Genomic DNA, 13,735 nt, shown 5'->3' with positions numbered 1-13,735 from the left:
TATACTTGATACCAAACGAAATCAATATTATGAACTTTAATAGAAAAGTACTTTTATTTCTAGCAATTCTCATTTTCTTCTTGAATTGTAAAAATAAAAATGATTTAAAGAATAAACACATTGGAAAAACGGAATTAGAATTAAAGTTTATTAAGCAAAAACAAGATTCATTAATTGATATTTACTTAAAAAATGGGGCATGGAAATATCCTCTTTACTCTTCAGAATGGCAATCTGAAATAGATAAAGGTTTAGCTATAGATTCTACAATTGCATATTTATGGCAGCAAAAAGCAATGCCACTGTTTAAACAAGGAAAATATGAATTAGGGATGATTTATATTGATAAAGCTGTAACATACAATAGACAACGTTGGCAAGATTACAGAGCATTTATAAAATGCATCTTTGCCAAAACTTATAGAGAAGCAATTAAAGATTTTGAGGATTGTAAAAAACGCTTCGGTTACGGATATGTAATGGATCACACCTACGATTTTCATATTGCACTTTCATACTTGCAACTCAATGAGTTTAAGAAAGCTGAAGAAATTTTTAAAATTGATTACGAAAAACAACTTCGTGAACACGGTGAAGATTGGTTACATCCTGTCGATTTATTCTATTATGGTATTAGCAAATACGAACAAAGAAAATATCTAGAAGCAATAGATATATTTGATTTAGCACTTAAAATTCACACTCAATTTTCAGATGTACAATATTACAAAGCAATCTCTTTAGGTAAAATTGGAAAAACTAATGAAGCACAAGAGTTACTGGAAACAGCTAAACTTAATGGTAAAAACGGATTTACACTAAATGAAGATAATGCCATTTATGAAAGGTATCCATATCAAGTGAGATGGCAGTAATAACTTTGAAACGGTTTCATATCAACATCAATTTAACCGTCCTTTTCAAAAATAAACCAACTTTCATTCCAAACCTAAAAGCTAGCAAATAAGCCCGCGTTTGGGATTGTAGCGGCATCCTTTTTTGCCAATAAAAGCAAAAAAGATATAGCGTAAAGCCAGACCCAACCTAAGGAGGGGAACGCCCAAATAATTTAAATTAAGCACCTTATGATGAGATTCCTGTCTATGAAGGAATGACAATCCAAATAATAATGTATCTTTGCCGCTTGAAACTCAAGACGAGTTTAAATTCCTCAGAGAGAGGATGTGTTACTGGAAGTTTAGGTTAAGTATGTCGATTCGCTTCTTTATGTAACACTACATAATTAAATCGCATACATAAAACAAGAATGAACACATTCAAAGATTTAGGTCTTAATGACGACCTATTACAAGCTATTACAGATTTAGGGTTTACAAAACCTAGTGAAGTACAAGAAAAAGCCATCCCTATTTTATTAAATTCTGAAACCGATTTGGTAGCATTAGCCCAAACAGGTACCGGTAAAACCGCTGCTTTTGGTTTTCCAATGCTACAAAAAATTGATGTAGATAGCAGAACTACGCAAGGGTTAATTTTATCGCCTACCAGAGAGCTTTGTTTACAAATTACCAACGAGATGAAATTGTATGGTAAATATTGTAAAGGCCTTAACGTGGTTGCGGTTTACGGCGGATCTAGTATTACAGACCAAGCGCGCGAGATTAAACGTGGTGCCCAAATTATTGTGGCAACTCCTGGACGTATGAAAGATATGATTAACCGTAGATTGGTTGATATTTCTAAAATCCAATATTCGGTTTTAGATGAGGCCGATGAGATGTTAAACATGGGCTTTAAAGAGGATATTACTGATATTTTATCGCATACCCCAGAAGATAAAAATACCTGGTTATTTTCAGCAACAATGCCCCGTGAGGTGGCAACTATTGCTAAAAAATTCATGTATGACCCTGAAGAAATTACGGTTGGAAAGAAAAATGAAAGTACTAGTAACGTATCGCATGAATACTATTTAGTGAATGCAAGAGACCGTTACCAAGCGTTGAAGCGTCTATCGGATGCTAATCCGGATATCTTTTCGGTAATTTTTTGTAGAACGAAACGTGATACTCAAAAAGTTGCTGAAAACTTAATTGAGGATGGTTATAGCGCTGGCGCATTACATGGCGATTTGAGCCAAAATCAACGTGATTTAGTAATGAAATCGTTTAGAAATCAACAAATACAAATGCTTGTGGCTACCGATGTGGCTGCACGTGGTATTGACGTTGATGATATTACACACGTTATAAACTACCAATTACCAGACGAGATTGAAACCTATACACACCGTTCTGGAAGAACAGGGCGTGCTGGTAAAACTGGGGTTTCTATGGTGATTGTTTCTAAAAGTGAGGTGCGTAAAATAAAAAGTATTGAGCGTATTATAAACCAGCAATTTGAGAAAAAGGAAATTCCTGATGGTTCTGAAATTTGCGAGGTGCAATTGATGTCGCTAGCCAATAAAATTCACAACACCGAAATAAACCACGAAATAGATAAGCATTTAGCGAGCATAAACGAATTATTTGCTGATACTGACAAGGATGAATTGATTAAAAAATTCTTCTCGGTTGAGTTTACACGATTCTATAATTATTACCAAAAATCGAAAGACTTAAATGTTGCTGAAAGCTCTAGCGATAGAGAGGGCGGACGCGATTTTAGTAGAGGCGGAAAAGATTCTACACGTTACTTTATAAATGTTGGTGGAAAAGATGGTTTTGATTGGATGAAGTTGAAAGACTTTTTAAAAGAGCAATTAGGGCTTGGTAGAGATGATGTTTTTAAAGTAGAAACTAAAGATAGTTTCTCGTTTTTTAACACTGAAAACGAATTAAAAGAGAAAGTTTTAGCGCATTTTACCGACTTTAAACACGAAGGCCGATTTGTAAATGTTGAAGTTTCTGAAAACCGTGGCGGTGGCGGAAGACGCGACAGAAAAGGTGGCGGAAAACGACGTGACGATAAACGCGGTGGCGGTGGAAGACGCGACGATAGAAGAAGCGGATCTGGAAACCGTAGCGACAGACGCAAAAGCGAAGGTAGCTCGAAACCGAGACGTTCTAATTCTAGTGATTTTGCAAGCTCTAGACCAAGACGCTCTAGACGATAAATTGTAAGCATTTTTGTTAATTTTAAGTCAAAAAACTGGCATAATACCTGTTCTAAAGTTTTCTTTAGTACTTTTATAACTTAATTAGCGTTAATTATTTCATGAAACAGTACGTTTATCTTTGTCTTTTTTTATTATGCTCTGCAGTTGGATTATCTCAAGAAACCGACAAAGTTTTGGGTGTTGTTTTAAATTCTGCCGATAAATCGGTTTTAGAGAATGTAAATATTGTTAACCTAAACCAAGTTGTGGGAACGACTACCAATAAAAAGGGAGAGTTTCAAATTAAGGCCCAAGTTAATGATACGCTTCACTTTTCTTATTTAGGTTTTAAATCTATTAGAGTTAGAGTAACTAACGACTGGTTAAAGTTTGGAAGTTCCAATATTGAATTAACAGAATTGGCTCTTGCCTTGGAAGAAGTAGTTATTAACCAACTAAAACTAACAGGATATTTAGAAGTTGATATTAAACAAGTTCCTGATATTAACACCAATTACCGTTATAGTATTTCTGGGCTTGAAGGCACAGGTTATGAAGCGAGCAAAAAATCTGGGCTAACCAATGTAATTGGTTCTATTTTTAATCCTGCAGATTTTTTACACCGTATGTTTGGTAAAAAGCCAAATGAACTGCGTAAGCTTAAAAAGATGAAGGAAGATGATGAGATTAGAAACCTACTGGCATCTCGTTTTGATCGTGAAATGCTAACCGTTTTACTACAAGTTGATCGTGTTGATTTAGATGAAATTGTAAGTCAGTGTAATTACTCCAAAGGCTTTATACAAACCGCAAACGACCTTCAGATACTCGACGCTATTAGTGGTTGTTATGAAGAATACAAACTCCTGAGTCGGGGTCGAAGTAGAAAAATATAAGTAAAAAAGGAATCGTAAATGATTCCTTTTTTTATTTGTTTGAATGTAAAGCCACTCGATTGCCTTCGGTATCAATAAAAACACCCATATAGCCGTATTCTGGAGATATTTGAGTTTTAGGTTGGTATATTTTGCCACCTGCACCTTCTATCCTATCCAATTCCACTTGCACGTCATCACTCATAAAATAAACAAGAGTCCCTTCTTTACTTGGCACATAAGTTTCTTGTTTTATTAACGTTCCTGCTGCACCTTCTTTCCCTTCAGAAAAAGGAAACCATCCCATGAGCATGCCTCCAAAATCATGAATTTCAATTTGAACTTTAAAAACTGTTTCGTAAAATGCTTTGGCTCTATCCATATCGCTTACTGGAATTTCAAACCAACCTACCATATTTCGTTTCATCTCTGCGTATAATTTATTTTTCTAAAATAATTTTTAAACTTGCTAATCCTTCTTCAAAATCCTTTCCAACGGTTTTATCCAAATTAAAAAACATCATAAAAATGTTAAATGGAATTGGGTTTTTACCTGAAAATCCCCAAGTTACTTTGGTATTATTATTGCCTGCATCTTCAACTTTTAAATAGGCATCTGACTGTGATTTCCATGGTTTAAAAAAGCGTAATCGCGATTCGATAACTTCATTTTCAACAATACGCAGTATTTCCTGTTCACCAGTACCTACATCTTTGTTGCCTTCCCATTTTGACAAAAAACCTATCTCTCCATCTGTTCCAATAAATTCTTGTTTCATATTAGGGTCTTTCTTTTTCCATGGCGACCAATCATTATGGTTTTTAATGTATTTTAAATATTCAAATACTTCTGGGAGCGATTTGTTGATTACAATACTCCTTTTTAGTTCATAGTTTTTTGGTGCTACTAAAGCAAGAAACACAATTACTATGACTAAAGCAATTAAAATATAGAGTAGAATATTCATGATAACTTCTTATTAATTAGACTTTTAAATGTACTGATTTTATTCGGGATTATAGTAGCGTTCAACAATCTCATCATAACTTTTGATGGTTTTTTTACACCAATCTAAGCGCTTTTCATTTAATTCCGTTTCTGTTAAATGCCAATTGATATCGGTTTGCCTTAATTTATTAGAAACTTGTTGTAATAAGATAGCTGCAGAAACTGATATGTTTAAGCTTTCAGTAAAACCTACCATTGGGATTTTTAAATAGCAATCTGCCATATTCAGTACTTCTTGCGATAACCCTTCAGTTTCTCTTCCAAAGAAAAAACAAGATTTTTTTGTAACATCAAAATCATGCAATTCACAATCATTGGCATGCGGCGTTGTCGCAACTATTTGATAACCTTTTGCTCTTAAATCTGAGATACATTCACGTACCGTTTGATACCGATTTAAATCCACCCACTTTTGTGCGCCCATGGCAATTTCTTTATCAATACGCTTTGTGTTTCGTTCTTCTATAATATTCACCTCTTGAATACCAAACACATCGCAACTTCTTATGACAGCGCTTGTATTATGAAGCTGATATACATCTTCAGTAGCCACAGTAAAGTGCTTTGTGCGTTGCGATAAAACAGCATCAAATCTTTGTTTTCTAGAGGCAGTGAGATAAGATTCTAAATGTTCTAAGAGTTTTAAATCAATCATTATTCAAAAATAAAGAAAGTTTTTGGTCTCTATGAAGAATAATGAATACTTAGTATCTTTGAATAGATTTCACTTTTAATTGCATAATATAAAATAATGAAACATCTTGTTGTACTTACTGGAGCCGGCATGAGTGCCGAAAGTGGTATTAAAACCTTTAGAGATGCCGATGGTTTATGGGAAGGACATGATGTTATGGAAGTGGCAACACCTGAAGGTTTTCATGCTAATCCGGAATTAGTTTTAGATTTTTATAATCAACGAAGACGGCAGTTATTAGAAGTAGAACCTAACCCTGCACATTTTGATTTAGCCGAATTAGAAAAACATTTTAAGGTTACAATTATCACACAAAATATAGACGATTTACATGAGCGAGCAGGAAGTTCTAATGTGATTCATTTACATGGCGAACTTTTAAAAGTAAGAAGTACTTATGATAAATCTGATATACAACAATGGACCAACGATTTATGCCTTGGCGATTTGTGTCCAAAAGGCCATCAATTAAGACCGCATATTGTTTGGTTTGGAGAAGATGTTCCTATGATTGAAAAAGCCATGGATATTTGTGCCACAGCTGATAAATTATTAATTATAGGAACCTCAATGCAAGTATATCCTGCTGCCGGTTTAATGCATTACATACCTCAACAGACACCAACCTATTTAATTGACCCTAAGCCAAATATTGAAAGCAAAGAAAACTTAACTGTAATTGCAGAAAGAGCCACGGTAGGCATGAAAATGTTTATAAGCTATTTCAATTTCTAACTGCCATGATACTAGACCAGTGTTTGGTGTCTTTCCAAGCTTTAAACCCATGCTTTTCTAAAATCTTGAGATAAGGGTCTACATTTTCGTTTTCGTCAAGATGCATTTCTATATTTAACGTATTGACAATTTTTAACCAGGATAAATCTTCGTTTTTTAAGATATCTTCTTCGGCACCTTCGATATCCATCTTTATGAAATCGATTTTAGTTAAATTATACGTTTCTATAATCTTTGAAATGGTTGTGCTTTTTATTTTGATACTATTGTCACCATCAGCTTTTTCTTTTAAAGAATAAGCATCAAAATCTGAACTCGGGTTATAGCTAACCGTAGTATTCTCTGTCCAAATGGCTTGATTATGCACATGTACATCATCATAACTTTTTGTGTTATATTTTGCTAACAAGTAATTATCGGTATTCATTTCATAAGCATAAATAGTTGCTTGCGGATAAACCTGTTTGAGGTGCACAATAGTCAAACCTATATTACTGCCTAAATCTAAAATAACAGGGTTTTCAGGTAACGAAACTTCTTTTGGTGGCAAATGATATTGATCTGCAAATACGTAACCCACCACTTCTTTATCAATAAAGTTTTTACGGATTTTTATGTCGTGACCTAATCCGTTTAAATTCAATTTCACAAATCCTTTTTTAGGGTTTCCGCGTTCAATTTTTGAAAGTTTAACTCTATCTAAAGTACTATAAAGTGGATGTGGTTGAGTAAATACCCTTATTTTTCGGTACTTTTTTTTAATTGAATTGTAAAGCTTTTTTAACATGATTCTTGATAAAGTCTGTTAGAAACGAAAGTAAATCGAATTTATAACATAATCAAATGGTGATAGTTATTCGTTTTTATGTTTTTCTTCAATCCATTTGCTCATAAATTTAGTACTTTGCAAAGCATGATGCTGCAGCATTTGCCCTGTAAAATTGCTCATTCGATGTTGCTTAAGTTGACTCGCTATTTTTGAATTTTTATTCAATAATATTTTCTGATGTTTGTTCTTATCAAACCGATTATTTATCACATTAAAACCATTGGCTTGTAAGGTACACCATGAATTTTCATCTTCATATAATTGAACTGATTTTAATGCAAATGCTTCAGGGTTGTCCTCAATAAATGCATTAGGCTCTAAATTTCCATACATGCCTTCAGCTCCAATACTTGTGGTTACAACAGGAGTTCCGTTTTTCATGGCATCTACAATCTTGCCTTTTAAACCAGCACCAAATCTTACCGGTACTAAACAGACTTTGGCATTTTTCATAACAGTATCAACATCTTCGGCAAAACCTTTTATTAAAAAACCTTCCTTTTCATTATGTAATTGATTTACTTTTTGCGACGCATAAGCACCATATACATGTAGTTCTGCCTGCGGTAATTTCGCTCTAATTAATGGCCAAATGGTTTCTTTTAAATAAAGTACTGCATTATAATTTGGTTCGTGCAAAAAGTTCCCAATAGTTATAAAATGATTTCTATTTTCAAATTTTGGTAAATTTTCAGAATGCCTTTTTGAAATCGATTTAAGCATAAAAGGTGAATATAAAAGCAAAGATTCATCAACTTTAAATTGTTGTTTTAGAATATCCATTTCAGCTTCAGAAATCATCAGACTCAAATCACATCTGTAGATACTGGCAATTTCGCGCTTCGCGATATCACTGAATAGGTATGAATCATCAAAGGTTTTTCCATCTTTAAAAGCTTGCTGCCTACCCTTTCTCAAACTATGAAAATCTTCAGTATCTAAAACTCTTAAGGCATTCGGACATTGTTCTGATACACGCCAACCAAATTGTTCTTCCATCATAAAACGGTCGAATAACACCACATCTGGATTTAAGTTTTTTACAAACGTATCAAAGGAGGAATTATTTAGCTTAATAGTACTTGGAGTCACATCAATACTTTCTAAATCAAAAGCATTATCACTTTTCGTACAAGGACTTGCAAAGGTGATCTTATAATCATCTAATTGAAAAGCCTCTATGAGCTGCAACATCCTACTACCAGCCGCAGAACTTTTTGGCTCTGGCCATACAAAACCAATAATTAAAAGATGCTTACGCATGAAATGGTTAGATTATTAGAATTCTATTCAGGCTTTGGTTCTAAACCGTATTTAAGTCGCACTAATTTGGCCCAATCTACTACAGCTTTTATTTGTGCATCGGTAAGTTTAGCTTCGGTATGAGTCCAAGTATAAGAATTTAAAGGCATTTCTTTTTTTTCAACCATTTCAATAAGTTCTTCAAACTTATGGTCTTTTCTTTTTACAGAATTACCTTCCCAATTAGACACGTTAAAATGTTTTTTTCCATGCTTAATATGGTCTGCTAACCAATAATTTACAGGTGTAATATTGTTATACCAAGGGTACCGTGTAACATCGCTATGGCAATCAAAACAGGTTTCTTTTAAAATCATTTTCACATCTTCGGGCGGATTTGTTTCAGCCATAAATGCGTCAATTGAAGCCATATCACCTTGGTTTTTTTCAGGACCGAAAAATTGTGCAATCACCAAAGCAATGAGTAATAGCCAAAGTACTTTTTTTATTATTTGCATTTTAAGTAAATTTAAAAACTAAAAATAAGAAATCCTTTTGACTACGGCGCAATTATATAACGAATTAAATTATATGGACCATTCGCGAGAAAAGCGCTTGCACTATGCTCGCTTAATGCAAAACAATCCTGAATTAATTCCGAATTTATTAGACATTTTATTTAAAGTAGACGATAAAATTTCGCCACGGGCAGCTTGGGTTTTCGAGTTTATGTGTTCAGAGAATATTGAAACTATCACACCACATTTAGAGGTATTTACAGCAAACATCCATAAAGTACATATCGATTCGGCGGTAAGACCTGTAGCCAAAGTTTGTGAGTTAATAGCAATTGCTTACACTTCAAAAGAAGACAATAAAATCAAAGATGCTCTAAACGAAACACAAATTGAACGCATTATAGAAACCTGCTTTGATTACATGATTAATGATGAAAAAGTAGCACCAAAGGCTTATAGTATGTCTGCACTTTTTCTATTGGGAAAAGATTATGATTGGGTTTACCCCGAACTCACTCGTATTTTAGAAACCGATTTTACCAAACAAAGTGCTGCTTTTAAAGCTAGAGCACGCCATATTTTAAAAAAGGTTAAGAAAATCAAATCTTAAAATAGGCAAAAAACTTCCGAGTTCAATCTACGGTCTTCAGTAAAAATTCTATCTTTGCAACTTCTTAAAACCAATCTTAAATTATGTCATTATCAGCATTGAATGCCATTTCTCCAATTGATGGACGCTACAGAAGTAAAGTAAATGAATTAGCTCCCTATTTTTCTGAAGAAGCCTTAATTAATTACCGTGTTTTAGTTGAAATAGAATACTTTATTGCGCTTTGCGAAATTCCGTTACCGCAACTAAAATCTGTTGACACCAATGTATTTGATAGTTTAAGAGCCATTTATAAAGATTTTTCTTCTGAAGATGCTACAGCAATAAAAAAGATAGAAAGTGTTACCAATCATGATGTCAAAGCTGTTGAATATTTTATTAAAGAAAAATTTGATGCTTTAGGGTTATCTGAATTTAAAGAGTTTATTCATTTTGGATTAACTTCTCAAGACATAAACAATACAGCAATTCCTTTAAGTATTAAGGAAGCCATGAACGATGTTTATGTTCCTGAATATTTTAAAGTTTTAGAAAAACTAAAATCTTTAGCTAAAGATTGGGAAGCTATTTCAATGCTAGCTAGAACGCACGGGCAACCTGCATCTCCTACCAGACTTGGTAAGGAAATTGAAGTTTTTGTAGTGCGATTACAAGAGCAATTTAATTTATTAAATGATATTCCGAGTGCCGCAAAATTTGGTGGTGCAACAGGTAATTTTAATGCGCACCATGTGGCTTATCCAAATATTGATTGGAAAGCTTTTGGGAGCCAATTTGTGCAAGAAAAGTTAGGATTACAACACTCTTTTCCAACAACGCAAATTGAGCATTACGACCACATGGCGGCATTGTTTGATACCTTAAAACGTATTAATACCATTATTCTTGATTTAGACCGAGATATTTGGACCTACGTTTCTATGGACTATTTCAAACAAAAAATTAAAGCTGGTGAAGTAGGAAGTTCGGCAATGCCGCATAAAGTGAACCCGATAGATTTTGAAAATTCTGAAGGAAACCTTGGTATTGCAAATGCTATTTTTGAACACCTATCTGCAAAATTACCAGTTTCTAGATTACAACGCGATTTAACTGACAGTACTGTTTTACGTAATGTGGGCGTGCCTTTTGGACATACACTTATAGGATTTAAATCGACTTTAAAAGGTTTAAACAAGTTATTACTTAACGAAAGTAAGTTTGCAGAAGATCTAGAAAATAATTGGGCTGTAGTAGCCGAAGCGATACAAACTATATTACGTCGAGAGGGATATCCTAACCCATACGAAGCTTTAAAAGGCCTTACCAGAACAAATACAAAAATAAATCAGGACTCTATTTCAAATTTTATTGATACTTTAGAGGTTTCTAACACAATAAAAGAAGAATTAAAACGTATTACTCCTAGTAATTATACTGGAATTTAAAATTAAAATTATGTTGAACGATAAACAATCATTAATTCTTTCAGGACTGATGGCTGCTAGTATTTTCATTTTTGGAATACTAGATATCTTAGACAATTTTATCATTTTAACGGTTTTAACCATTGTGTTTTTTACAATAGTCATTAATATGTTTTATACTAAAACAAAACCTAAAGAAACATTAAGACAAGAACCTGTACAAAATAAAAAAGCTTCCTGATTAAGGAAGCTTTTTAGTTTTATAATAATTTCAAATTTTACTTTATTCTTTAAAGAAATTCAAAATATCTTCTATTTGGCCTTCTTCAACGTTGGCATGTTGTAAAGCTTCCATTAAGGTAACCATTTTTTCAGGATTCATATCATCTCCTAAAATTCTAACAATACCAAAACCCATATCTTTAGCGCTTCCAAAGATAACAACTTCATCGGCCTCTTCATCGGTACCAATATATTTTACATATATTTTGTTGCCTTTATCGCTAAATTCCATTAAATCGTTGTATTTACTATCACTTAGAATAGTTTTAACCTGCTCCACTTCTTTTTTAAAAGTTTCTGCATCGGTTTCGCTGGCTTTATAGCCTAAAAAATTCAATCTATTTACCGAATTATAAGCTTCTGTTTGCGCTTCGGTAAACTTAGATTTGTCAATTTCAACCATAGAAAGTGGTAAGTCTTGAGTCATGAAGTTTTTAGCTTCTTGGTGGTCTACAAAATAGCTTTGTAAACTCGTACCATTACCGCAGCTCGTTAAAAAAACTGCGGTAAGTACTGTGTATACTAGTAATTTGATTGCTCGTTGCATTGACTGATGTTTAGTTTTTATTTATTCTTATCTAAATGCTTCCCTCCTGGGATATTCATTTTATCGGTAAGTTTAGAGATTTGGTTAAGATCAATATCTCCAGTCATCGACACCACAACGGTTTCAATTTTACGTTCTTTTCCGTTAATTTCAATCTTATCGTCCATCATTTTATCAATACCATTCACAAAGATTAAAAGTTCCTTAACGTGGTCGGCATCTTTACCTTCTTTTACATAAAATTTTACTTCTGTACCATCGTCTTTAACCTCCATAAGCTCTTCTAAACCACCAGATCTAGATTTTACCCATTTATGAATATCAGCAGAAATGGTTTTGTTATCCGTTACAATAGTTTTAAAACTGGTAATACTACTTACCATATCCATATATGCTTTAGCTTCTGGGTCTTCAACATTAATACCCATTTTAGCTATCATTTGAAACATTTTAGGTTTTATTGAAACATAGGTAACATCAGAGTTATCGCTATATTTATCAAAAATGTTCGATTGCGCCATTCCTGTTAGTGGTAATAACATAATGGCCATTATTAGTACTATTAATTTATTTTTCATCGTTCTTGTTTTTAAGTTATTTGTGTGTGTGTTAATTTTAATGATTTACTTTTTTAAAAATGATACTTGTTGTGTTTTCAATTTCGTTAAGATATCCTAACGTTGCTGTGCCTTTATTCACTTCATTAAGATAACCTACTGTTGCTGTGCCTTTATTAAAGTTTTTAGAAATCATTTCCATAGATTTCGAAAACTCATTAAAAGCCATTTCCGGATCTTCAAAAGTTCCTAGATCGTTGCTACCAATCGTAGTTCCAAAGTAAATCCCCAACGCAAGAACCGCTACTGCTGCGACCGAAATCCATTTATAATTAAAAATTGTCTTAGTTTTTAATGGAACGTCTTTAGTAAATTGTTCTTGTTTGTTTACCAAAAAATACGCAAACATAGGCTTGTACACTTCTAAATGTGGCGCAACTGTGTCGCTGGTAAAATAGGTTTTCAACACTTGCTCTTCTTTAAGCGATGTTTCACCGTTTTCGTACTTTTCTAGTAATTTTTCTATATTATTTAACACCATAACTGTGTGTTTTTGTTAATTTTTCCCTTATTGTTTTTCTTGCTCTCGATAAGGCCACACGTACTGCCGTATTATTCATATCCAGCATTTTAGCAATCTCATCAAAATCATAATCTTCTATATCTCGTAGCTGGATTATCATGCGTTGTTGTTCTGGCAAATCCTCAATAATTTTTGCTACCCAATTTACACTATCATTTAACTCAACTTGCTTCTGTAACGGTGTGCTTTTTTCCTCATAATTACTATGTACAATTTTCAAATTTTGCGATTGTTTCGATTTTAATTTGTCAAAACAATAATTCTTTGTCATCGTCATCGAAAAAGCCTCAACATTCCTATACTCAGCAATTTTATTTTTGTTATTCCACAATTTCAACAGAACTTCTTGTGTTGCATCTTCGGCCTCCTCTGTCGATACCAACAAGCGTTTAGCCAATCGAAATACCTTATCCTTAAAAGGCAATACAATATTTAAAAACTCTGTTTGAGTCATTTTGGTTTGGTTTAATTAAAACAGCTTAGTTACGGCTATTTAGTATTACGACGATACATTAATTAATTTGTTACAAGGCCAGTAAAAAAAATAAATATTAGGGCGCCTTCCTGCCGGCAGGCAGGTATCCCTTTCGCGTCGATCTTTCACAAGTCGCTCTCATTAAGGAGCTCCAACAATTGCTCAATCCCTTACGCGTGCATGTCAGTCAAATTATAGTTAAAACGCCATTTTTGTTAACATACTATTGCGTTTTAGCCCCTATAATTCACATTAATTTTTTTATACACAATAATGTCAGTAAATTTAGGGTTTTACAGATTAAAATTATCTAAA

The 13,735-nt window shown here is 33.4% G+C and carries 17 protein-coding genes; 7 read left to right on the top strand and 10 right to left on the bottom strand.

The genetic code is table 11. The features are described from left to right. Positions 1 to 29 precede the first annotated feature (29 nt). From O5O44_RS05940 to O5O44_RS05930, 3 genes are all read left to right on the top strand, one after another. Positions 30 to 875, top strand: coding sequence for a tetratricopeptide repeat protein (locus O5O44_RS05940; RefSeq protein WP_289196137.1), 846 nt, complete (start codon positions 30 to 32; stop codon positions 873 to 875). Between the two features lie 392 nt (positions 876 to 1,267). Next, entirely contained in the window at positions 1,268 to 3,076 is a 1,809-nt protein-coding gene (locus O5O44_RS05935) for a DEAD/DEAH box helicase (RefSeq protein ID WP_289196136.1), read from the top strand. Between the two features lie 101 nt (positions 3,077 to 3,177). Beyond that, positions 3,178 to 3,954 carry a carboxypeptidase-like regulatory domain-containing protein gene (locus O5O44_RS05930; RefSeq protein WP_289196135.1) on the top strand — a complete coding sequence of 259 codons (777 nt, stop codon included), beginning with the start codon at positions 3,178 to 3,180 and terminating at the stop codon, positions 3,952 to 3,954. A 31-nt stretch (positions 3,955 to 3,985) separates the two neighbouring features. On the opposite strand, the gene O5O44_RS05925 is transcribed toward O5O44_RS05930, so the two are convergent. The 3 genes from O5O44_RS05925 to O5O44_RS05915 are packed head-to-tail and all read right to left on the bottom strand — an operon-like array spanning position 3,986 to position 5,597. Then, the gene (locus O5O44_RS05925) at positions 3,986 to 4,360 is read right to left on the bottom strand and encodes a VOC family protein (RefSeq protein ID WP_289196134.1); all 375 of its coding nucleotides are present in this window, start codon (positions 4,358 to 4,360) and stop codon (positions 3,986 to 3,988) included. A gap of 13 nt (positions 4,361 to 4,373) precedes the next feature. Then, positions 4,374 to 4,901 carry an SRPBCC family protein gene (locus O5O44_RS05920; RefSeq protein ID WP_289196133.1) on the bottom strand — a complete coding sequence of 176 codons (528 nt, stop codon included), beginning with the start codon at positions 4,899 to 4,901 and terminating at the stop codon, positions 4,374 to 4,376. Positions 4,902 to 4,940: 39 nt separating this feature from the next. Further along, positions 4,941 to 5,597 carry a TrmH family RNA methyltransferase gene (locus tag O5O44_RS05915; RefSeq protein ID WP_289196132.1) on the bottom strand — a complete coding sequence of 219 codons (657 nt, stop codon included), beginning with the start codon at positions 5,595 to 5,597 and terminating at the stop codon, positions 4,941 to 4,943. 96 nt (positions 5,598 to 5,693) lie between these two features. Between O5O44_RS05915 and O5O44_RS05910 the strand changes: the two genes are divergently transcribed. Then, a complete protein-coding gene (locus O5O44_RS05910; protein ID WP_289196131.1) occupies positions 5,694 to 6,371 on the top strand; it encodes an SIR2 family NAD-dependent protein deacylase in 678 nt (225 codons plus the stop codon). Here the strand turns inward: O5O44_RS05910 and O5O44_RS05905 are convergent. From O5O44_RS05905 to O5O44_RS05895, 3 genes are all read right to left on the bottom strand, one after another. Then, a complete protein-coding gene (locus tag O5O44_RS05905; RefSeq protein ID WP_289196130.1) occupies positions 6,361 to 7,158 on the bottom strand; it encodes an FkbM family methyltransferase in 798 nt (265 codons plus the stop codon). The genes O5O44_RS05910 and O5O44_RS05905 overlap by 11 nt on opposite strands. 66 nt (positions 7,159 to 7,224) lie before the next feature. Beyond that, positions 7,225 to 8,463, bottom strand: coding sequence for a glycosyltransferase (locus O5O44_RS05900; RefSeq protein WP_289196129.1), 1,239 nt, complete (start codon positions 8,461 to 8,463; stop codon positions 7,225 to 7,227). Positions 8,464 to 8,486: 23 nt separating this feature from the next. Next, positions 8,487 to 8,960, bottom strand: coding sequence for a heme-binding domain-containing protein (locus tag O5O44_RS05895; RefSeq protein WP_289196128.1), 474 nt, complete (start codon positions 8,958 to 8,960; stop codon positions 8,487 to 8,489). Between the two features lie 73 nt (positions 8,961 to 9,033). On the opposite strand from O5O44_RS05895, the gene O5O44_RS05890 reads away from it, so the two are divergent. From O5O44_RS05890 to O5O44_RS05880, 3 genes are all read left to right on the top strand, one after another. After that, the gene (locus tag O5O44_RS05890; RefSeq protein ID WP_350494437.1) at positions 9,034 to 9,570 is read left to right on the top strand and encodes a HEAT-like fold family protein; all 537 of its coding nucleotides are present in this window, start codon (positions 9,034 to 9,036) and stop codon (positions 9,568 to 9,570) included. An 83-nt stretch (positions 9,571 to 9,653) separates the two neighbouring features. Continuing rightward, complete coding sequence (gene purB / locus O5O44_RS05885; RefSeq protein ID WP_289196126.1) at positions 9,654 to 10,997, top strand: adenylosuccinate lyase; 1,344 nt, start codon at positions 9,654 to 9,656, stop codon at positions 10,995 to 10,997. 10 nt (positions 10,998 to 11,007) lie between these two features. Further along, positions 11,008 to 11,217, top strand: a complete 210-nt coding sequence (locus tag O5O44_RS05880) for a hypothetical protein (RefSeq protein WP_289196125.1) — start codon at positions 11,008 to 11,010, stop codon at positions 11,215 to 11,217. A 42-nt stretch (positions 11,218 to 11,259) separates the two neighbouring features. Here O5O44_RS05880 and O5O44_RS05875 read toward each other — a convergent pair whose 3' ends face one another. Genes O5O44_RS05875 through O5O44_RS05860 form a run of 4 tightly spaced genes read right to left on the bottom strand, consistent with a single transcriptional unit; the run spans position 11,260 to position 13,399 of the window. Next, the gene (locus O5O44_RS05875) at positions 11,260 to 11,805 is read right to left on the bottom strand and encodes a GFO_1091 family lipoprotein (protein WP_289196124.1); all 546 of its coding nucleotides are present in this window, start codon (positions 11,803 to 11,805) and stop codon (positions 11,260 to 11,262) included. 17 nt (positions 11,806 to 11,822) lie between these two features. Further along, complete coding sequence (locus O5O44_RS05870; protein ID WP_289196123.1) at positions 11,823 to 12,383, bottom strand: GFO_1090 family protein; 561 nt, start codon at positions 12,381 to 12,383, stop codon at positions 11,823 to 11,825. 37 nt (positions 12,384 to 12,420) lie between these two features. Next, entirely contained in the window at positions 12,421 to 12,903 is a 483-nt protein-coding gene (locus tag O5O44_RS05865) for a PG0215 family putative anti-sigma factor (RefSeq protein ID WP_289196122.1), read from the bottom strand. Beyond that, the gene (locus tag O5O44_RS05860; RefSeq protein WP_289196121.1) at positions 12,890 to 13,399 is read right to left on the bottom strand and encodes a GFO_1088 family ECF-type sigma factor; all 510 of its coding nucleotides are present in this window, start codon (positions 13,397 to 13,399) and stop codon (positions 12,890 to 12,892) included. The genes O5O44_RS05865 and O5O44_RS05860 overlap by 14 nt, the downstream gene beginning before the upstream one ends. Positions 13,400 to 13,735 lie beyond the last annotated feature (336 nt).

The sequence above is a fragment of the Algibacter luteus genome, from assembly GCF_030344935.1.
Classification (GTDB): Bacteria; Bacteroidota; Bacteroidia; order Flavobacteriales; family Flavobacteriaceae; genus Arenitalea; species Arenitalea lutea.
This window is presented reverse-complemented; position numbering and strand designations above follow the sequence as displayed.

Bases quoted from the DNA above. Each gene is read 5' to 3' on its own strand.
- O5O44_RS05940 (WP_289196137.1), top strand. From the start codon at position 30: ATGAACTTTAATAGAAAAGTACTTTTATTTCTAGCAATTCTCATTTTC.
- O5O44_RS05935 (WP_289196136.1), top strand. From the start codon at position 1,268: ATGAACACATTCAAAGATTTAGGTCTTAATGACGACCTATTACAAGCT.
- O5O44_RS05930 (WP_289196135.1), top strand. From the start codon at position 3,178: ATGAAACAGTACGTTTATCTTTGTCTTTTTTTATTATGCTCTGCAGTT.
- O5O44_RS05925 (WP_289196134.1), bottom strand. From the start codon at position 4,360: ATGAAACGAAATATGGTAGGTTGGTTTGAAATTCCAGTAAGCGATATG.
- O5O44_RS05920 (WP_289196133.1), bottom strand. From the start codon at position 4,901: ATGAATATTCTACTCTATATTTTAATTGCTTTAGTCATAGTAATTGTG.
- O5O44_RS05915 (WP_289196132.1), bottom strand. From the start codon at position 5,597: ATGATTGATTTAAAACTCTTAGAACATTTAGAATCTTATCTCACTGCC.
- O5O44_RS05910 (WP_289196131.1), top strand. From the start codon at position 5,694: ATGAAACATCTTGTTGTACTTACTGGAGCCGGCATGAGTGCCGAAAGT.
- O5O44_RS05905 (WP_289196130.1), bottom strand. From the start codon at position 7,158: ATGTTAAAAAAGCTTTACAATTCAATTAAAAAAAAGTACCGAAAAATA.
- O5O44_RS05900 (WP_289196129.1), bottom strand. From the start codon at position 8,463: ATGCGTAAGCATCTTTTAATTATTGGTTTTGTATGGCCAGAGCCAAAA.
- O5O44_RS05895 (WP_289196128.1), bottom strand. From the start codon at position 8,960: ATGCAAATAATAAAAAAAGTACTTTGGCTATTACTCATTGCTTTGGTG.
- O5O44_RS05890 (WP_350494437.1), top strand. From the start codon at position 9,034: ATGGACCATTCGCGAGAAAAGCGCTTGCACTATGCTCGCTTAATGCAA.
- purB (WP_289196126.1), top strand. From the start codon at position 9,654: ATGTCATTATCAGCATTGAATGCCATTTCTCCAATTGATGGACGCTAC.
- O5O44_RS05880 (WP_289196125.1), top strand. From the start codon at position 11,008: ATGTTGAACGATAAACAATCATTAATTCTTTCAGGACTGATGGCTGCT.
- O5O44_RS05875 (WP_289196124.1), bottom strand. From the start codon at position 11,805: ATGCAACGAGCAATCAAATTACTAGTATACACAGTACTTACCGCAGTT.
- O5O44_RS05870 (WP_289196123.1), bottom strand. From the start codon at position 12,383: ATGAAAAATAAATTAATAGTACTAATAATGGCCATTATGTTATTACCA.
- O5O44_RS05865 (WP_289196122.1), bottom strand. From the start codon at position 12,903: ATGGTGTTAAATAATATAGAAAAATTACTAGAAAAGTACGAAAACGGT.
- O5O44_RS05860 (WP_289196121.1), bottom strand. From the start codon at position 13,399: ATGACTCAAACAGAGTTTTTAAATATTGTATTGCCTTTTAAGGATAAG.